The organism is Pseudomonas antarctica (assembly GCF_900624995.1).
Taxonomy (GTDB): Bacteria; Pseudomonadota; Gammaproteobacteria; order Pseudomonadales; family Pseudomonadaceae; genus Aquipseudomonas; species Aquipseudomonas antarctica.
In genome coordinates this window covers 159,014-177,818 of sequence record NZ_UYXQ01000001.1, presented here as the reverse complement: position 1 = coordinate 177,818, position 18,805 = coordinate 159,014, and the positions used below count along the sequence as shown (strand labels likewise).

General features: G+C 63.5%; 12 protein-coding genes and 1 pseudogene. 10 read left to right on the top strand and 3 right to left on the bottom strand.

Annotated elements, in window-relative coordinates:
* Positions 1-6: 6 nt before the first annotated feature.
* The 10 genes and pseudogenes from E0F99_RS00860 (at position 7) to E0F99_RS00815 (ending at position 14,253) form a co-directional block, all read left to right on the top strand.
* Positions 7-1,296, top strand: a complete 1,290-nt coding sequence (locus E0F99_RS00860; RefSeq protein WP_083356095.1) for a DotU family type VI secretion system protein — start codon at positions 7-9, stop codon at positions 1,294-1,296.
* Entirely contained in the window at positions 1,293-4,793 is a 3,501-nt protein-coding gene (gene tssM / locus E0F99_RS00855) for a type VI secretion system membrane subunit TssM (RefSeq protein WP_083356096.1), read from the top strand. Before E0F99_RS00860 ends, tssM begins: the two co-directional genes overlap by 4 nt.
* Positions 4,790-5,443: a type VI secretion system-associated protein TagF gene (tagF, locus tag E0F99_RS00850; RefSeq protein WP_083356097.1), complete on the top strand. Its 654-nt coding sequence runs from the start codon at positions 4,790-4,792 to the stop codon at positions 5,441-5,443. Before tssM ends, tagF begins: the two co-directional genes overlap by 4 nt.
* Positions 5,444-6,163, top strand: a complete 720-nt coding sequence (locus E0F99_RS00845) for a PP2C family protein-serine/threonine phosphatase (protein WP_083356098.1) — start codon at positions 5,444-5,446, stop codon at positions 6,161-6,163.
* Positions 6,160-9,147 (top strand): annotated as a pseudogene (locus E0F99_RS00840) (serine/threonine-protein kinase). Before E0F99_RS00845 ends, E0F99_RS00840 begins: the two are co-directional and overlap by 4 nt.
* On the top strand, positions 9,147-9,851 hold the full coding sequence (locus E0F99_RS00835) for an ABC transporter ATP-binding protein (RefSeq protein WP_083356099.1): 705 nt from the start codon (positions 9,147-9,149) through the stop codon (positions 9,849-9,851). The pseudogene E0F99_RS00840 and the gene E0F99_RS00835 overlap by 1 nt, the downstream one beginning before the upstream one ends.
* Positions 9,851-11,035, top strand: coding sequence for an ABC transporter permease family protein (locus E0F99_RS00830; RefSeq protein ID WP_083356100.1), 1,185 nt, complete (start codon positions 9,851-9,853; stop codon positions 11,033-11,035). Before E0F99_RS00835 ends, E0F99_RS00830 begins: the two co-directional genes overlap by 1 nt.
* Positions 11,028-12,740 (top strand): formylglycine-generating enzyme family protein, encoded by a 1,713-nt coding sequence (locus E0F99_RS00825; RefSeq protein WP_083356101.1) that lies wholly within the window; start codon positions 11,028-11,030, stop codon positions 12,738-12,740. The genes E0F99_RS00830 and E0F99_RS00825 overlap by 8 nt, the downstream gene beginning before the upstream one ends.
* Before the next feature lie 84 nt (positions 12,741-12,824).
* The gene (gene tagQ / locus E0F99_RS00820) at positions 12,825-13,748 is read left to right on the top strand and encodes a type VI secretion system-associated lipoprotein TagQ (RefSeq protein WP_083356102.1); all 924 of its coding nucleotides are present in this window, start codon (positions 12,825-12,827) and stop codon (positions 13,746-13,748) included.
* Between the two features lie 124 nt (positions 13,749-13,872).
* Positions 13,873-14,253 carry a helicase gene (locus E0F99_RS00815; protein WP_083356103.1) on the top strand — a complete coding sequence of 127 codons (381 nt, stop codon included), beginning with the start codon at positions 13,873-13,875 and terminating at the stop codon, positions 14,251-14,253.
* A gap of 49 nt (positions 14,254-14,302) precedes the next feature.
* Here the strand turns inward: E0F99_RS00815 and E0F99_RS00810 are convergent, their stop codons facing one another.
* The 3 genes from E0F99_RS00810 to E0F99_RS00800 form a co-directional block, all read right to left on the bottom strand.
* The gene (locus tag E0F99_RS00810; protein ID WP_083356104.1) at positions 14,303-15,703 is read right to left on the bottom strand and encodes an aminoacyl-tRNA deacylase and HDOD domain-containing protein; all 1,401 of its coding nucleotides are present in this window, start codon (positions 15,701-15,703) and stop codon (positions 14,303-14,305) included.
* Positions 15,704-15,780: 77 nt separating this feature from the next.
* The gene (gene recG / locus E0F99_RS00805; RefSeq protein ID WP_083356105.1) at positions 15,781-17,856 is read right to left on the bottom strand and encodes an ATP-dependent DNA helicase RecG; all 2,076 of its coding nucleotides are present in this window, start codon (positions 17,854-17,856) and stop codon (positions 15,781-15,783) included.
* A gap of 8 nt (positions 17,857-17,864) precedes the next feature.
* Positions 17,865-18,785, bottom strand: a complete 921-nt coding sequence (locus E0F99_RS00800) for a hydrogen peroxide-inducible genes activator (protein WP_130908680.1) — start codon at positions 18,783-18,785, stop codon at positions 17,865-17,867.
* Positions 18,786-18,805: the final 20 nt, after the last annotated feature.

Sequence of the window (18,805 nt, the reverse complement as noted above, 5' to 3'; positions counted from 1 at the left end):
TCTGCGATGCATCCCAATGATGATGACCGCACCCAGTTCATGCCGCGTCCGGGTGGCCGTGCGCCGGAACCTGCGCGTGCAGAACCCGCGCCGCTGTCGATGCCGGCCGCGCCGATCCTGACCGGCAAAAGCCAAGGCCTCAACCCGCTGGAAAGCGCCGCTGGCCCGTTGCTGGCGTTGCTCACACGCCTGCGTAACACCATCGCCCACCCGGCGCCGGCCAGCCTGCGGGCGCAGTTGCTGGCCTACCTGCGCCAGTTCGAAGAGCGCGCCGAAGCCGCCGGAGTGGCGCGCAACGAAGTGTTGCTGGCGCGTTACGCACTGTGCACCGCGCTGGATGAAGCAGTGCTCAGCACGCCATGGGGCAGCACCAGCGACTGGGGCAAGCAGAGCCTGTTGATCACCGTGCACAACGAAGCCTGGGGCGGCGAGAAAGTCTTCCAGTTGCTCGACCACTGCCTGCAAAGCCCGCGCGAGCGCCTGTACCTGCTGGAGCTGTTGTACCTGTGCATGTGCCTGGGTTTCGAAGGCCGCTACCGCGTGATGAACGACGGTCGCAGCCAGTTGGAAGCCTTGCGTGAACGCACCGCCGCCGCCATTCGCAGTGCGCGTGGCGAACACGAGCGCGAGCTGTCGCCGCACTGGCGTGGCGTGACCGTGGCGCGCGACCGCTTGGCGCAATTCATGCCGCCGTGGATCGCCGTGGCCATCGGCTTGGCGCTGTTGTTGGCGCTGCTGTTCGGCTTGCGCATGAAACTGGCGTCGGATGCCGAACCGGTGTTCAAGAACATCCATGCCCTGGGCGAGATCCCGGTGCAGGCCATCGATCGTCCGGTGGCGCAACCGAAGGTCATCGAACGGCCGCGCCTGGCCGGTTTTCTGGTGGAGGACATCAAGGCTGGCCGCGTGGCGGTGGAAGATAAAGTCGACCGTTCCGTCGTGACGATCAGGGGCGACGAGCTATTTGCGTCCGCCAGCTCCAGCATCGTCAATGACTACCAGCCGCTGATGCTGCGCATCGCCGATGCCATCCGCAAGGTCAAGGGCCAGGTGCGCGTCACTGGGCACAGCGATAACCGCCCGATTGCCACGCTGCGTTTCCCGTCCAACTGGGCGCTGTCCGAAGCGCGCGCCAAGTCGGTGCTGGAGATTCTGGCGGCCAAGACCGGCCAGGCGGACCGCTTCAGCGCCGAAGGCCGAAGCGACACCGAGCCTGTGGCCACCAACGCCACCGCAGAAGGCCGTGCCCGCAATCGTCGGGTTGAAATCACCGTATTGGCGGAGGGCGTCGAGTGAAGGCGTTTTTCAGTTTCATGATTCGCTGGGTGATCCCCGTACTGGGCCTGATCGCCCTGAGCCTGATCATCTGGTTTGTGGGGCCGTTGCTCGACGTGCTGGTGCCGGAAGGGCGGCGCTGGGCGCTGATTATTCTGGTGTTTGCGGTGTGGATCGCTTACCGCGTGTTCCGCATCATCCAGGCCCGGCGACAGGCCGCCGAAGTGATGCGCAGCCTGGCCGCGCAAACGCCGGTCGACCCTAACAACGCCGCGACTGCCGAAGAGTTATCGACCCTGCGCCAGCGCATGGATGAAGCCTTAGCGCTGCTGAAAAAGGCCAAGCTCGGCGGTGATGAACGCCGCAACCTCTACGAGTTGCCGTGGTACGTGATTATCGGCCCACCGGGCTCGGGCAAGACCACCGCGCTGATCAATTCCGGCCTGCATTTTCCGCTGGCCGCGCAGTTGGGCGCCGGTGCGGTGCGCGGCGTCGGCGGTACGCGCAACTGCGACTGGTGGTTTACCGATCAAGCCGTGTTGCTCGACACCGCTGGCCGCTACACCACCCAGGACAGCAACTCGACGGTGGATAAAGCCGCGTGGCTGGGCTTCCTCGACCTGCTCAAAAAGCAGCGCTCGCGCCGGCCTATCGATGGCGCGTTTATCGCCATTAGCCTGTCGGATTTGTTGCTCGGCAGTGAAGCCGAACGTGCCGCCCATGCGGCGGCGATTCGCTTGCGTATCCAGGAGCTGTACACCCAACTGGGCGTACGGTTCCCGATCTACCTGATGCTCACCAAGCTCGACCTGGTGCCGGGCTTCATGGAGTTCTTCGACAACCTGAGCAAGGAAGACCGCGCTCAGGTGTGGGGCATGACCTTTGCCCTGGATGACGGCAAAAACAGCGACAGCCCGTTGGCGACGCTGCAACACGAATTTGCCGGGCTGGAACAGCGCCTCAACGAGCGCTTGGTGGAGCGCCTGCAACAAGAGCGCGACCCGGCGCGTCGCGACCTGATCTACGGCTTCGCGCAGCAGTTCGGCGCGTTGAAAGATTGCCTGCAAAGCTTCCTCGAAGGCGTATTCAAACCCAATGCCTTTGAAGAGCGCGTGCTGCTGCGCGGCGTGTACTTCACCAGCGGCACCCAGGAAGGCAGCCCGATTGATCGCTTGATCGGCGCCATGGCCCAGAGCATGAACCTGGACCGCCAGCACCTGGCGCGCCAGAGCGGCACCGGGCGCAGTTACTTCATCGAAAAGCTGTTCACTGCCGTAGCGTTTGCCGAACGTGGGCTGGTGGGGGTAAACCCGAAGGTCGAGCGTCGGCGCAAATGGATCGCACGCGGTGTGTTGGCGGCCACCATCACCTTGGTGGTGGTTGTCAGTGGCCTGTGGTGGGTGAGTTATCGCGCCAACCAAGCCTATATCGCCCAAGTCGACCAGAAGGTCGCGCCACTGGGCCAGACGGTGCAGAACCTCAGCCCGGCGCAGCGCGAGGTTCTCGCTGTGCTGCCGTTGCTCAATGCGGTGAAGAACCTCGCGGGTGATTCGCCAAGCTGGTCCGAAGGGTTGGGCCTGTATCAAGGCGACATGCTCGAAGCCGAGTCCGCCAGCGTCTACCGCAAGCTTTTGATCGCCGTCTTCGCGCCACGCCTGGTGACGCGTATCGAAGAGCAACTGCACGGTGGCGGCAATTCCGACTTCCTTTACGAAGGCCTCAAGGCTTACCTGATGCTCGCCGACGCTGAGCATTACGACCCGGACTTCATCAAGGCTTGGATCGGCCTGGACTGGGATCGCAACCTGCCGCGCGACCTGCCAGCCGATCAGCGCCAGGCGTTGAGCGGGCACTTGCAAGCGTTGTTCGAGCGCCACCCGCCGAATGCGCGCCTCGACCCACGTCTGATCGACGACCTGCGTCGGCAACTGCAACAACTGCCGGTGGCCCAGCGCGTGTATGACCGAGTTAAACGTCAGAAGCTGCCCGAAGGCATCCCGGACTTGCGGCTCAACGAAGCCGCTGGCCGCGATGCTGCGCTGGTGTTCAGCCGCAAAAGTGGCAAGCCGTTGGGTGAGCCGCTGAGTGGGTTCTTCACCGCCAAGGGCTATCGCCAGGCATTCCTGCTGAGCAGCCTGAACAAGACCGGCACCCTCGCCGAAGAGCAATGGGTGCTCGGGCGTGAGCAGGCTGACCAGCAGAACGTGGTCAGCCTCGCCGCCGACGTGCGCCGCCTGTACTTCCAGGATTATCAGCGCCAATGGGACGCCTTGCTCGCGGACATCGACTTCGTGCCGATCACCAGCGTGGCTCAGGCCGCCGATGTGCTGAGGGTGATTTCTGGGCCGACCTCGCCGCTGAAAAAGCTGCTGGTGGCGGTGGCCAAGGAAACCGATCTGCAAGCCGAAGAGCGCCAATTGGCCGCCAAAGGCGTGCCGGTGGAAGGCGGCGTCGACAAGCTCAAGGAGCGCCTCGGCAGCCTGCTCGGCCAAGAGCAACCGACCGCCAATGCGCCGCAGGCGGCGGCTGATCCGGTGACCGCGCACTTCGCCGAACTCAACAGCATTGTCAGCAAGAATGAAGGCGAGCCGGCCGCTATCGACGGCTTGCTAGCTGACATGAACGCGCTGTATGTGCAGGTCAGCGCCATGGTCGGCGCCAGTGGCGATGCCTTGCTCGGCGAGGCGAAGAACCAGGCGGCGGCTGCGGCCACGCGGGTCAGCCTGAATGCCGAACGCCAGCCGCCGCTGGTACAGGGCATGGTCAAGTCGGTGGTCAACTCCACTACCAACAGCATGATGGGCGGCGTGCGTAACCAACTGAACGCGGCGTGGGTCAGCGAAGTGGTCAACGTGTATCGCCAGTCGCTGGCCGGGCGTTACCCGATGTCGCCGGGCAGTGCTCGCGACGCCACGCTGGACGACTTCGGCCAGTTTTTCGGCGTGGGCGGGGTGATGGACAACTACTTTCGCAAATACCTGCAGCCTTACGTGGACACCTCCGCGCAGACCTGGCGCTGGCAGCCGGGTGCAGCGCAGAAGCTCGGGATTGCGCCGGGCGTGCTGCAAACCTTCCAGCGTGCAGCAACTATTCGTGACGCGTTCTTTAGATCGGGGGGCACCCAGCCGATTGTGCGTTTCGAGCTCAAACCGGTGTCGATGGACCCGACCATCACTCAGTTCCTGCTCGACCTCGACGGCCAGCAAATCAGCTACGACCACGGCCCAAGTCGCCCGGTGGCGATGCAATGGCCGAACCCCGGCAGCATCGGTGTGGTGCGTATTTCGATCATGCCGCCATCGGCCAGCGGCCGTTCGGGTGTGACCCTGGACGGCCCGTGGGCCTGGTTCCGCTTGCTGGAGCAATCGGACCTCACCGCCGGCAACTCGCCGGACCGTTTCAACCTGCGCTTGCGGGTGGACGGCGCGAGCATCGCCTACGAGCTGCGCGCCAACAGCGCCTTCAACCCGTTCAAAAGCCGCGTGCTCAGCGGCTTCAGCCTGCCGGAGCGGTTATGACCACGCTGGGTTTCTACGGCAAGTTGGCCAGCCGCGGTGACTTCGTCAGCCGCGCCTTGCCGCAGAGTTTTATCGGCCCGTGGGACAGCTGGCTGGCGGCGGGTTTGCTCGCCAGCCAGAACAGCTTGGGCGGCGACTGGCTCAACGTGTACCTGGTCAGCCCGTTGTGGCGCTTTGTAATGGCGCCGGGTGTATGCGGGCCGGATGCGGCGGCAGGCGTGGTGATGCCGAGCATTGACCGGGTCGGGCGGTATTTTCCGTTGGCGGTGGTGGCGTTGCTTGATCACGACACCAACCCGGCGTCGCTGGTGGGCGGGCCGGACACGTGGTTCGAGCAGGCCGAGGAGCTGTTGCTTAGCACGCTGGATGCCGGAGCGACCTTTGAAGGCTTCAACGACGGGCTCGACAAACTGGGCATCCCGGCGAGTGAGCTGCGTGCCGTGGACAGCCGCTTTGCCGGTCTGCAACGCGTCGCCGCCACTGTGCCCCACAGCCGCATGACCGCGCTTGCCGAACAGGCCTGCGAGGGCACAAGCCTGTGGTGGGGCCGTGGCTCGCAGGTGATTTCCCCAGGTTTATTGCGGTGTCAGGGCTTGCCTGCCGCCGGCGATTTTGCGCAGTTTTTGCTCGGACAAGAAGGTGTGGTGTAGATGGGGTCGACGTTCAAATCCGCGAGCAAAAGCCATGTGGGCATGGTCCGCCAGGTCAACGAAGACGCATGCCTGGACCTGCCGGAAAACCGCCTGTGGGTGGTGGCCGACGGCATGGGCGGGCATGCGGCGGGGGACTACGTCAGTAGCCTGATCGTCGACAGCCTGCGCAATGTGCCGGTGGGGCGTTCCCTCGACGAGTACTCGGCGGCCCTGCGTAATGACCTGCTGCGCATCAACGCCGCTGTGCGCGAAGAAACCGCCAACCGCGGCGTGACCATGATGGGCAGCACCGTGGTGGTACTGGCCGCACGTGGCTTGCGCGGTGTGTGTTTGTGGGCCGGTGACAGTCGCCTGTACCGCCTGCGCGACGGCGTGCTCGAAGGTATTTCCCGCGATCACAGCTACGTGCAAGACCTGCAAGACAGCGGCCTGCTCAGCGAAGCCGATGCCCGCGTGCACCCGCGCGCCAATATCGTCACCCGCGCGATTGGTGTGGAGGCGCAGTTGGAACTGGCCGTGGTCGACCTGCTGATCGCCCCCGGCGACAGCTACCTGCTGTGCAGCGACGGCCTGAACAAGACCATCGAAGATCATGAAATTCGCGAAGTGCTGGGCCATGACGCGCCGGACGAAATTGTGCGCAGCCTGGTGCACCTGGGGCTTAACCGGGGCGCGCCGGACAACATCACCGCCATTGTCGTGAAGGTTTCGCCATGAACATCGTGATCCCGGGTTATGACATCGAAGGCGGGATCGGCGAAGGCGCCATGGCCAGCGTGTACCTGGCGACCCAGCGTTCGCTGGAGCGCAAGGTGGCGTTGAAGGTGATGGCGGCGGCGCTGGCGGCCGACCCGAGCTTCTGCGAGCGTTTCCTGCGCGAGGGCAAGACCCTGGCGCGCTTGTCGCACCCGCACACGGTGACCATCCATGACATCGGCAGCGTCGGTGAGCTGTATTACATGGCCATGGAATACCTGCCCAACGGCACGCTGAAAGAGCGTATCGCTGCCGGTCTGACGCCGGAGCAGGGCGTGACGCTGATCCGCCAGATCGCCTCGGCGCTGGGGTATGCGCATGCCCAAGGCTTGGTGCACCGTGACGTTAAACCGGCGAACATTCTGTTCCGCGCTGACGGCACCGCCGTGTTGTCGGACTTCGGCATCGCCAAGTCGTTGGACGACCGCACCCAGTTCACCCAGGCCGGGTTTGCCGTGGGCACGCCAAGCTACATGAGCCCAGAGCAGGCGCGGGGCCAGGAGATTGATGGTCGCGCCGACCTCTACGCGCTCGGGGTGGTGCTCTATGAAATCCTCGTCGGCAAGCTGCCTTACACCGGCACCGATGCGCTTTCCACGGCGCTGGCGCACCTGACCGAACCGCTGCCTGAATTGCCGGTGCACCACGGCCGTTATCAAGACGTACTGCGCAAACTGTTGGCCAAGGACCCGGCCGAGCGTTTCCCGGATGCGGCGGCGTTGCTGCGCGCGCTGGACCAGCTGCCAGCGGACTCGTCGCAAGCCACGCTGGTGCGGCCGTTGCCGATTCCGCTGAGTTTCGACTTGGCCGGCATGACGCCGGTGTCCATCGACATTCCGACCGACAAACCCCAGCCGCAGCCGGTGCGCCAACCGGTGGTGACGCCGACGCAACACAATGCCGTGTCCGAGCAGCGCCGTGGGCCGGTACTGGCCCTGGCGGCAGTCGAGGTGGCTGTCGCGCTGGCCATCGGTGGTGCAAGCTACTGGTGATTGAGCAGCGGCGATACGCCAGCGGCGTCGCCCACTGCGGTGGTGCCCAAAACGCCATCGCCTCCTGACGTTAAAACGGCTGTGGTCGATGTGGACGGCGGTCAGCGGCCCTTGCTGATGGCGGGTAAAAAGACCCTGTTCCAGCGAGTGCTCAGCAAGCCCGGCGCCAAGCTGTCCCATGACGCCGGCGGTGCCCCCGGCGAAGCGCTGCCGGCGTTTTCGGTGCTCTACGTGTACCAGCGCAAAGACGTCGATGGCAGCCCGTGGGTACGCGTGGGCGCCGCCACCGATGGGCGTAGCGATGGTTGGTTGCCGGCCGCCCAGGTCAGCGACTGGAAGCAAAGCCTGGTGCTCAAGTTCACCGAGCGCTCGGGCCGGGCGCCGGTGATGTTCCTGCGCCAATCCAGCGAAGTGGAAAAGCTGCTGGCCGATCCTGCTGCCGCCAAAGGCGTGCTGGCCAAGGCGCAGAAGAACAGCGAAGACAATCAGCAAGTCCTGGCGCTGGAACCGACTGCCAGCGCGGTGCCGCAGAACCAGTTTTACCTGCTGCCGATCTTTGACTCCAAAGAGAGCTTCGACGAAAACGGCCAGCCGGTGCAGTTGCTCAATATCGCGTCTATCGACCCCGGCAGCAGCGCTGCCGCCAAACCGGCCGCCCGAGCGCTGAACGTCAACGCTGATGCCTTCCGCACCGCCGTGGTGCTGGTGGTGGACACCACCGTGTCGATGCAGCCTTACATCGACCAGGTTCGCGACGTGGTGCACGAGCTGCAAGCCCGTATTGCTGAGCGCGGCGAGTTGGACAGTGTCAGTTTTGGCCTGGTGGGTTTCCGCAACAGCATCAAGAAAACCCCAGGGCTTGAATATGTGGCTAAAACCCTGATCACCCTTGATCAGGGCCGCGATCCGCAGCGCTTTCTCGACATGGCGCGCCAGGTCAAAGCCTCTACGGTGTCCAGCCACTCGTTCAACGAAGATGCATTTGCCGGCGTGATGCAGGCCGTGGATGGCATGGATTGGTCCGGCTACGGCGGGCGCATTATCCTGCTGGTCACCGACGCCGGTGCGCTGCGCAAGAACGACCCGTTTGCCGCCACTCAGATGAACGAAGCCGAGGTGCGGCAGGCGGCGCTGGGCAAGCAGATCAAAATCTACGCCCTGCACCTGCGCACCGAGGCCGGCAAGAGAACCCACAGCGGTGCCGAAACCCAGTACCGCGTCCTCACCGCCGACGCCAACCCACAGATCGGCGACCTCTACACGCCAGTGCCGGGTGGCGATGTGCGCAAGCTGGGTGAGCGTGTCGATGAGATCGGCAGCGTGTTCGCCAACCTCGTGCACCAAGTGCGCAACAACACCCCGCAACCGGTGCCGCTGCTGAGCGCCGCGCCGACCCTGGCCGATAAGTCCGCCGCCGTCGGCTACGCGATGCACATGGACTTCCTTGGGCGCAAAACCGCCAGCCAGGCGCCGCAACTGGTCAGCGCCTGGACCGCCGACCGTGACCTGACCAACCCGGCGCTGCCGGCGTTCCAGGTGTGCGTGATGCTGACCAAATTGCAGCTCAACGATCTGCAGCAGTCGCTGAAATTGATCGTCGATGCGGCGCGCAAAACCCAGACCTCGCCCAAGGATTTCTTCCAGGAAATCGCCAGTGCCTCGGCCTATATGAGCCGCGATCCGCAGGCCCTGCGCAAGGGGGGCAACCTGGCCGACGGCGGCATTCTTGGCGAATACCTGGAAGGCCTGCCATACCGCAGCAAATCGCTGAGCATGACCCAGGATTTGTGGCTGTCGTTGAGCGTGGCGGAGCAGGAAGACTTTATCGACGAGCTGGATTCGAAAATCCGCCTCTACGAAACCTTCCACAATGACGTGGCCAATTGGGTCCGTTTCGGCGATGCCGAACCGGGCGATGCGTTGTACCGCGTGCCATTGTCGACGCTGCCGTGATGCTGAACCTGAGCGCAGTGCACAAAAGCCGCGGCGCTGGCAGCCAGCGCTACAGCTTGGTGGTTCCGGCGCTGGTGCTGCGTGCGGGTGAACAGTTGGCGATTGTCGGGCCGAGCGGCTGTGGCAAAAGCACCTTGCTCGATGTGCTGGCGCTGGTGTTGGCGCCGGATCAGGTCGGCCAGTTTGAATTTGATCAGACCGATATCGGCGCTCTGTGGCGTGCTGACCAGCAATCCGCCTTGGCCGAGTTGCGCAGCAAGCACCTGGGCTATGTGCTGCAAACCGGCGGCCTACTGGGCTTTCTCGATGTGCGCGGGAACATCGCTTTGTCCCGGCAACTGCTGGGCCTGAAGGACGACGGCAGCGTGGCGCGTCTGGCCGAGCAGTTGGAAATCAGCGACCAGTTGACCAAGAAGCCCGCCGCATTGTCGGTGGGCCAACGCCAGCGCGTCAGTTGCGCTCGTGCCTTGGCCCATGCGCCACAATTGGTGCTGGCGGATGAACCGACCGCGTCGCTCGACCCGCTTAACGCTGAACGTGTGATGCAGGCGCTGCTGGCCCAGGCTCGCGAACACCGCGCGGCCTGTGTAATCGCAACGCACGACGAACCCTTGGCTCGCGCCAGTGGCCTGCAGGTGCGGCGCATCAGTTGCCGTCGCGACGCCGATGGCGGCGTCACCGCCACCCTCGGGCAGGTGTGCTGATGCGCATCGGCTTGGTGGCGTCTCTGGCCTGGCAGGATTACCGCAACGACGCCTGGCTGTCGGCCTGTTCGGTGTTGGCACTGGTGGCCGTCATCGCGCCGTTGCTGGTGTTATTCGGGCTGAAATTTGGACTGGTTAGCAGTTTGACCGAACGCTTGGAGACCGACCCCGCGACCCGTGAAATTATTCCGTTGGGCGGCGGTCGATTCAACGCAGCGTTTATCGAGGCGCTTGGCCAGCGCAGCGACGTGGCCTTTGCCGTGCCGCGTACACGGCAAATTGCAGCAACCGCGCAAGTGGGCACGCTGACCTTGGAAATGCTCCCAACCGCGCCGGGTGATCCGTTGCTCGTGGGCTTGCCGATGCCTCGGGGCCTTGGGCAGATCGTGTTGAGCCATACCGCCGCGGAAAAACTCGCGGCGCGCTCGGGCGATTGGCTGGAGACCCGCTTCGCACGGCAAGTGGCGGGGCGCGTCGAAGCCCAGCGCACGCGCTTGCAAGTGCTGGCGGTGTTACCGCTGGAAGCGTTTGCGCGTGACGGTTTGTTTGCTGATTTGGGGTTGCTGGAAGCGGCGGAAGATTATCGCGATGGCCGGGCGGTGCCGACGTTGGGTTGGGAAGGTGACGCAGTCGGCGTGAGCGAGCAGAGGGTTTATCCGGCGTTTCGCCTGTATGCCCGCGGCCTCACCGATGTGGAGCCGCTGCGGGTGTTTTTCGCCGGGCAGAACCTGTTGGTGTCGACCCAAGCGCAAACCATCGCTCAGGTGCAGTCGTTGAGTCGCAACCTGTCGATCGTATTCTGGATCATCGCCGGGTTGGCCTTGGCGGGTGCGTTTGCGGCGATCTTTGCCGGGGCGTTGGCGGCTGTGGCGCGCAAGCGGCGCGAATTGTCGGTGTTGCGCCTGTTGGGGTTTTCCACCGCTGGGCTGTTGCTGTTTGTGCTGGTGCAGGCGCTTTACAGCGCGGGTTTTGCCGCCGTGCTCAGTGCCGGGCTGTATGGCTTGGCCGAGGCGGCATTGAATAAACTATTTGTGCAGGTGCCGGGCGAACACGCCAGTCACCTGTTGGCGCGTCACTACGGCCTGGCCCTGGTTGCAGTCCTCGGCGTCAGCGCCGTGGCGGCGGCGTGTGGCGGTTGGCGAGTGGTGCGTATCCAGGCTTCTGAAGGAATCAGAGATGTTTAAGTTATTGGGTGCCGCCCTGGCGCTGAGCATGGCCTCAATGGCCTGGGCTGATGAGGCGAGCGATAAGCTCGACAACCCCAAACCGCTGCCCGACGACGTGAGTCTGCCGCTGCCGTGCGAAGGCAACATGGTGTTTCGCTACGCCTACGTGCTGGCCCAGGGCACATTGGACGATCGCGAGATCAGCCTGGGCTACCCGTTCAGTGAAGGCGAAGCGGGCTATCAGCAGTCGTTTATTTCCGGCTACCGCCGTGACTTTATCAATGGCCAGTTCACCCTCAAGGACCTGCCCAAAGACTGGAACAAAGTCATCGCGCCGTTGATGCCGAAAACCGACGCGAAAACCCCGCTCAAGCCGATGCTGTACTTCATCGGCAAGTACGAAGTGACTGCCCGCCAATACGCGCAGGTGATGTCCCAGGCGCAGTCGCTGGCCAACGGCGAACCCGCGCCTGCGTGTGATGCGCCCACCGGCATGGCGGCACGTTTGCCCAAGGTGAAACTGTCGCGCTTTGAGGCCGAGCGGTTCTCGGCGGTGTACAGCGCTTGGTTGATGAAGTACCACCGCGATTTGCTGCCCGTCAGTGGTCGCGGTTCTTCGGCGCAAGACGGTGGCCTGGGCTTTGTGCGCCTGCCCACCGAAGTGGAATGGGAATTTGCCGCGCGCGGTGGCCAGGCGGTGAGCCGTCAGGATTTGGAAGGGCGCCTGTTTCCACGCCGTGTCGAAGGCAGCGAAAGCGACGGCCCGCTGGGTGATTACGCGGTGTTCAACCAGGTCGCCGGCGGTACCGGACAGGCCGCGCGACTGAGGCCAATTGGCACCAAGCTGCCCAACCCCATCGGTATGTTCGACGTGATCGGCAACGCCGCAGAAATGGTCCAGGAGTCGTTCCAACTGGTGCACGCCGGTCGCCGCCAAGGCACCTACGGCGGCTTTGTGGTCAAGGGCGGCAACTACCTGGAAGGCGAGGGCACGCTGTTTACCGGCATGCGTCGCGAGTACCCGCTGTTCGCTGCCGATGGGACCGAGCAAAGCAACGAGACCACCGGTTTTCGCGTGGCGATTGGCGCGTTGTCGGCGCCGCGCTCGCGCTACAAGGAACTGTTTGCCCAGTGGCAGAAAGAAGGCCGCCTGGCCTCGCTGACCGACGCTATCGACGACGCCCAGGACCCGACCAAACGCCTGGACAGCATCATCGCCGCCAGCGCCGATCCCAAGCTGCAAGCCGAGTTGGGCCTGGTCAACGAAGAACTCAAGCGCAACGTTTCGCTGATCGCCCAGCAACGCGAAGAAGCGGCGGGCAACCTGATTCAGTCGGCCGCGTTGGTGGCTGAGACCATCGCCAACTACAACATTCGCCTGGCCAACCTGCAGAAGAGTCGCCAGCAGGCCCTGGACAACAAGGACGCGGCCAGCGCGCAGCTGTTTGACATGGCCATCACCAATGGCCGTAGCGCGCTTGATGGCGCGGTGGCGATTTATATCGACAACTTGGCCACCGGCACGCGCTACACCGATGCGGTGATCCAGGCGCAGTTTCAACGAATCAAGGAAGAGTTGGATCGCAAGCCTGTGCTCGGCAAGAGCCTGGTGACGCGCGCAACACTGTTCGTTCGCCATGTCGGCAACTACCGCAAACAACAGCGGGCCGACCCGGCAACGATCTTGAAGGAATTGCTCGCAGCGAGCGGTCAGCGGTCTTGACCGCTGGTTGTATGGCGAGCTTGGAAGGGACTCAGGCGGCGATGGGCCGTGCTGGGCAAGTCAAACTTAAAAGAGAACACACCTATGCTTTTTTCCCGTAAGGCGGTTTCCAAGCGTCACCTGCTGCTGATCGCGGCCGGTTTCAGCACCGTATTGACCGGTTGCGCCACGTCGCCGTCCTCCAAGGTCGCGTCGAGTACCAAGGTCGAGTACTACCCGAACTGCTACGAGCCGGTGCAGCACCTGCGCGCGACGGATTCGGACATGACCAAGTCGGTCGTCACCGGCGCTGCCCTCGGCGCTGCCGGCGGTGCACTGTTGGGCGCGCTGACCGGCGATTCCGACAAGCGCGGCCGTAACGCCGCCATCGGTGCCGCGGGCGGGGCCCTGGCGGGTGGCGCGGCGGGTTATTACACCGAGCGTCAAAAGCAGATCAGCGATGACAACCAGCGCATCGCGTCGTACTCCGCGGACTTTAACAAAAGCGCGTCCGACATCGACCGTAGCACCGCGTACGCCAAAGCGTCCCAGCAGTGCTACCAGGGCGCGTTCACCAAGCTGGTCGCCGACCGCAAAGCCAAGACCGTCAATGACACCGAAGGCCGCAAGCGCCTGGCGGAAATCGTAGCCGGCTTGAAGGAATCCAATGACCTGATCGTTGCGGTCAACGGCAAAGCCAGCGAAGACCTGAACAACTACACCCAGGCTTACGAGAAAGACCTGCAACAAGTGGGCGTGCAGCGCAACGACGTGGTGACGGTAGCAACCGCCGACACCACGCCGCCGGTGGTGCCGGCCAAAGGCAAAAAGCCCGTAAAACCAGCGAAGAAGGCTTCGCTGCCAACCGTGCCGAAAGAAGCGGTGACCACCGAGAAGAGCATCCGGACCGTTCAGGCCAAGCAAGCTGAAAGCAAGCAGGTCGCCAGCGCTGGTAAAGCGCAGATCGAAGGCACCTGCCGCGATCCAAACCTGGCCGACTGGGCGCCGGTGCCTTGCCCTAACGTTTAAGCAAGATGCTGCTATAAGCGTTAAACGCCAGCCGATCTCCCGTTAAAGCGCGAGATCGGTAGCGTTCTTTAGGCAAATCGTTACACTGCTTCGGCCACTTAATAATGATACCGAGGCCGTGTGCATGAAATTTCGTCTTCTGCTGTGGGTGCTTGGCCTGATGATGGGCAAAGCCAGCCGCACCAACCCTGCTTTCCAGCAACAGCTGGGTGACAAAGACCTGGCGTTCCAGTTGCAGACCCTCGACGGCAACGTTGCCCGTCACTTCATCGTCAAAGACCAGCGCATCACCAGTCGCTCAGGTGTTCACCCGGAACCTGCGTTTGCTATCGCCTTCAAAGATGCCGCCTACGGCTTCGCCACGATGCAGGCGAAGAACAAGCAATTGGCGTTCATGACGGGGATTCAGGACAAGTCGATCCAGATCAAAGGCAACCCGGCGCTGGTGATCTGGTTCCAGGGGCTGACCAAGTATTTGAAGCCGAAGAAAAAGAAGAAGGGCTGACACCTGTCTCTGTGGCGAGCGGGGCAAGCTCGCTCACCACAGCAGACTGTTATCCCTGACTGAACTGCGACGCTAGCTCACGCAGCAGCACCTCAGCATCCAACACCTTGCCGACCACTTCTTCAGCCTTCTCACGGCTCAAGCCCAGACGCTCAAGCAGCGCGTCCGGAATCGCTTCATCCGGCCCGGAGCCGATGCCACGGCTGCGCAACAAGCGTACCGCCAGGCACACCAGGTTCGGGTACTCGGCATATTGCCCATCGTAAGTCGGGTCGTGCTGGAAGCGCAGGGCAGTGGACAGTTCGTCCGGCATGTCCCAGTAGCGCATCAGCCAGGCACCGATTTGCTCGCGGCTGATGCCCAGCAAGTGTTGCTCGATATAGCTGTGGCACAGGTGCGGGTTGACTTCCAGGTGACGGCAGATCAGCGAGAAGTGCGGTGGGAACACATGGGCGAGCAGCAGATAACCGAAGTTGTGCAGCAAGCCGGCCAGGTAGGTCAGGCCGGCTTCCGGGCGCTGAGCGCGCGGCATGGCGCGGGTCAGGCCTTCGATCACGGCGGCGGTGTAGATCGACTGGTGCCAGTACGGCGTGGCCTGGTGCGGATGGTCTTTGGGCAGGCTCAGGGTCTTGCCCAAAGCCAGGCCCAGCGCCAGGTTGATCACCAGATCAAACCCAAGCACACGCACGATGGCGTCTTCCACTGAACGAATTTTGCCTGGCGAGGCGTAGTAGGGCGATGCGGCCCAGCTGACAACCTGGGCCGCCAGCGCTGGGTCGGTTTCTACCACGCCAGTGATGTCATCGATCGTCGCGTTGGGGTCGACGCGCAGCTTGATGATCTTCTGCGCGGTGTCGGCCAGCGGTGGAATTTCGATGGTGGCTTCCAGGCGCTGCTGGATGCGGCGGGCAGTGAATGCCTGCATCGCCTGGGTGATTTCCTCGCGGTCATCATTGGGGCGGTCGAGGTTGGGGCGGATGTTGCTCAACGGCTCGCCGAACTGCCCGGCGCTGGCCTTGGTGAGCATGGTCTTGAAGTCGGCGCTGGCGATTTCCAGCAGCAGCCCGGCTTCGCCTGAATGCACCAGCAGGCTCGGCTCGCTGAGCAGGCTGCCTTCGTACAGGCAAGGCGAGCTGGTCAGTGCTGGCAGGCCGGGGAGCAGGCTCAGGTCATGCTTGGCCAACATGCGCTCGATGCGGTCCGGCGACACGGCGATGAGGCGGCGGCCGGTCAGTTCGGCGAGACGGTTGAGGTCGAGCAACTGGCTTTGCGGGAACAACACCATGAGCGCGCCGACGGCATCTTCCAGCAACACTGCCTGGATCTTTCGTGCAGGATTCAGGCCAGGTTGTTCGACAACCTCCGTGTAAGGGATTGCAAGCTTTGCGAGCAGAGCCCGAATGACCGGCGGGGCGGTCAGTGGGGCTGTGGCGAGGGCTACTTCTGACATGGCCTGATCCAATTTCGTACAGTCACCGAAGTATAACCAGCTTGTTACACGTGTTGGTTGGATAAGTGAGTCAGGCGTCACACTTGGCCGTATTGCTGCCCATGCCGTAGCCAGCGATCGAGCAACGGGCTGACGTGATCCGGCCAGCGCTCAAGCAGCGCCTGCGCTGCATCACGCACGGCGGGCAGCAGGTCGGCGTCACGCATCAGGTCGGCGACCTTGAATTGCAGCAGGCCGGTCTGGCGGGTGCCGAGCATTTCACCGGGGCCGCGCAGCTCGAGGTCTTTTTCGGCGATGACGAAACCATCGTTGGTTTCGCGCATGATGCCCAGGCGCTGGCGACCGATCTGTGACAGCGGCGGATGGTAGAGCAGCACGCAATGGCTGGCGGCGCTGCCCCGGCCGACGCGGCCACGCAATTGGTGCAATTGGGCGAGGCCCAGGCGCTCGGGGTTTTCGATGATCATCAGGCTGGCGTTGGGCACGTCTACGCCCACTTCAATCACCGTGGTGGCCACCAGCAGTTGCAGGTTGCCGGCTTTGAATTCGGCCATGACGGCGGCTTTTTCCGCCGGCTTCATGCGGCCATGGATCAGCCCGACCTTGAGCTCGCCCAAGGCACTGGTGAGGTCTTCAAAGCTGGTCTCGGCGGCTTGGCAGGTCAGCTCTTCTGACTCTTCAATCAGCGTGCACACCCAGTACGCCTGACGACCTTCGGCGCAGGCACCGCGCACGCGTTCGATCACTTCCACGCGCCGGGTGTCGGTGACCAGCACGGTGTTGACCGGGGTACGGCCGGGCGGCAGTTCATCGAGGATCGAGGTGTCGAGGTCGGCGTAGGCGCTCATCGCCAGGGTGCGTGGGATTGGCGTGGCGGTCATGATCAATTGGTGCGGGTTCATGCGCCCACCCACGCCTTTCTGGCGCAAGGCCAGGCGCTGTTGCACGCCGAAGCGGTGTTGTTCGTCGATGATCACCAGGGCGAGGTTCTTGAACTGCACTTCGTCCTGGAACAGCGCGTGGGTGCCCACCACCATCGGCGCGCCATTGGCGATCTGTTCCAGCGCCGCCGCACGAACCTTGCCCTTGAGCTTGCCGGCCAGCCAAGCGACTTCCAGGCCCAAGGGTTCGAGCCAGCGCTTGAACGTGATGAAGTGCTGTTCGGCGAGAATCTCGGTGGGCGCCATCAGTGCCACTTGGTAACCGGCTTCCAGCGCTTGCAAGGCGGCGAGGGCGGCGACCACGGTCTTGCCGGCGCCCACGTCACCTTGAATCAGGCGCAGCATCGGTTCTTGCTGGCTGAGGTCGTAGGCAATTTCATGACCGACCCGTTGCTGGGCACCGGTCGGCGCGAAGCCCAGGTTGGCCAGGTATTGCGCAGGCAGACGCGTGGCCTTTGGCATTGCTGGCGCGCGCAGGGAACGCATGCTTTCGCGCAGGCGCTGCTGAGACAATTGGTGCGTCAGCAGTTCTTCGAAGGCCAGGCGATGCTGCGCCCAGTGATGACCCAAGGCGAGCTCGTCGACATCGGCGTCGGCGGGCGGGTGATGCAGATAGCGGATTGCATCGTCCAGCGGTGCCAATTGGTAATCGCGGGCCAGTTCCACCGGCAGCCAGTCGGGCAGGCTTTTCGGGCCGAGCATGGCCAGGGTCTGCATGCACAGCTGGCGCAGGCGCTGCTGGGTCAGGCCTTCGGTCAGCGGGTAGATCGGTGTGAGGGTGGTATCCACCGGCGGCGGCTCGTCGCCGGTAATGGCGCGGTATTCCGGGTGGTAGATTTCCAGGCCAGAGGCGCCAGGCCGTGCCTCACCGTAGCAACGTACGCGGGTGCCACGCTTGAGGCCGTCCTTTTGCGCGTTGCTGAAATGGTAGAAGCGCAGGCTCAGGCCGCCGGTGCCATCCTGCAGGCGCACGACCAAACTGCGGCGCTTGCCCATCACCACGTCGGCACCGCTGACGGTGCCTTCGACCACAGCGTCCTGCCCAGGGCGCAAATGGCCGATGGGCACGACACGTGTGCGGTCCTGATAACGCAGGGGCAGGTGAAAAAGTACGTCCTGAAGGTTCTCCAGGCCGACCTTGGCCAGCTTCTCGGCCATGGCTTCACCGACACCCTTGAGTGCCGTCACTGACACCTGCGACAGCTCAGTCATACAGTTACTTAGCTCGCAGCAGGCGGCTTGGCCACCGAGCACAAACGGATCGAGTCGGCGAGGATTTCAATCGCTTTCGGGCGTGGGAAGCTGGCACGCCAGGCGATCGCCACGGTACGGAACGGTACTGGCGGCGTGAGTGGGCGCACTTCGATCACGCCGGGGGCGTAGTGATGGCTGTCCACCGCCGACAGCGGCAGGATCGAAATGCCCAGGCCGGAAGCGACCATGTGGCGAATGGTTTCCAGGGAGCTGGATTCCACGGTGGTGTGCTTGGCGCCGTCGTTGCCCTTGGTCAGGGTCGGGCAGGCTTCCAATACCTGGTCACGGAAGCAGTGGCCTTCGCCGAGCAGCAGCAGGCTTTTGTCGTTGAGCAGGCCGGCGTCGATGGTGTCTTTTTGCGTCCACGGGTGGGAGGCCGGCATCAACACGTAGAACGGCTCGTCGTAGAGCGGCAGGGTCAGTACGTCCGCCTCGTTGAACGGCAGGGCAATGATGATCGCGTCCAACTCACCGTTGCGCAGTTTGTCGCGCAGTACGTGGGTGAAGTTTTCTTCGATATACAGCGGCATCTGCGGCGCGACGCGGTGCAGTTGCGGGATCAGATGCGGGAACAAGTACGGGCCGACGGTGTAGATGGCGCCGACTTTCAGCGGTGCGGCCAGCTGGTTCTTGCCGGCCTGGGCCAGCTCGCGAATGCTTTGGGCTTGTTCCAGCACCTTCTGGGCCTGGGCGACAATGCCTTCGCCCACCGGAGTGAGGCGCACGGCACTCTTGCTGCGCTCGAAAATCAGCACACCGAGTTCGTCTTCAAGCTTTTTCACACCCACCGACAGCGTCGGCTGGCTGACATGGCAACGCTCGGCCGCGTGGCCGAAGTGCTGCTCTTGGGCGAGGGTCACGATGTAGCGTAATTCTGTAAGAGTCATAGCGGGCGTCCATGAGGTTG

Coding starts and splice junctions, on each gene's coding strand:
- E0F99_RS00860 (WP_083356095.1), top strand. CDS start 7: ATGCATCCCAATGATGATGACCGCACCCAGTTCATGCCGCGTCCGGGT.
- tagF (WP_083356097.1), top strand. CDS start 4,790: ATGACCACGCTGGGTTTCTACGGCAAGTTGGCCAGCCGCGGTGACTTC.
- E0F99_RS00845 (WP_083356098.1), top strand. CDS start 5,444: ATGGGGTCGACGTTCAAATCCGCGAGCAAAAGCCATGTGGGCATGGTC.
- E0F99_RS00835 (WP_083356099.1), top strand. CDS start 9,147: ATGCTGAACCTGAGCGCAGTGCACAAAAGCCGCGGCGCTGGCAGCCAG.
- E0F99_RS00830 (WP_083356100.1), top strand. CDS start 9,851: ATGCGCATCGGCTTGGTGGCGTCTCTGGCCTGGCAGGATTACCGCAAC.
- E0F99_RS00825 (WP_083356101.1), top strand. CDS start 11,028: ATGTTTAAGTTATTGGGTGCCGCCCTGGCGCTGAGCATGGCCTCAATG.
- tagQ (WP_083356102.1), top strand. CDS start 12,825: ATGCTTTTTTCCCGTAAGGCGGTTTCCAAGCGTCACCTGCTGCTGATC.
- E0F99_RS00815 (WP_083356103.1), top strand. CDS start 13,873: ATGAAATTTCGTCTTCTGCTGTGGGTGCTTGGCCTGATGATGGGCAAA.
- E0F99_RS00810 (WP_083356104.1), bottom strand. CDS start 15,703: ATGTCAGAAGTAGCCCTCGCCACAGCCCCACTGACCGCCCCGCCGGTC.
- recG (WP_083356105.1), bottom strand. CDS start 17,856: ATGACTGAGCTGTCGCAGGTGTCAGTGACGGCACTCAAGGGTGTCGGT.
- E0F99_RS00800 (WP_130908680.1), bottom strand. CDS start 18,785: ATGACTCTTACAGAATTACGCTACATCGTGACCCTCGCCCAAGAGCAG.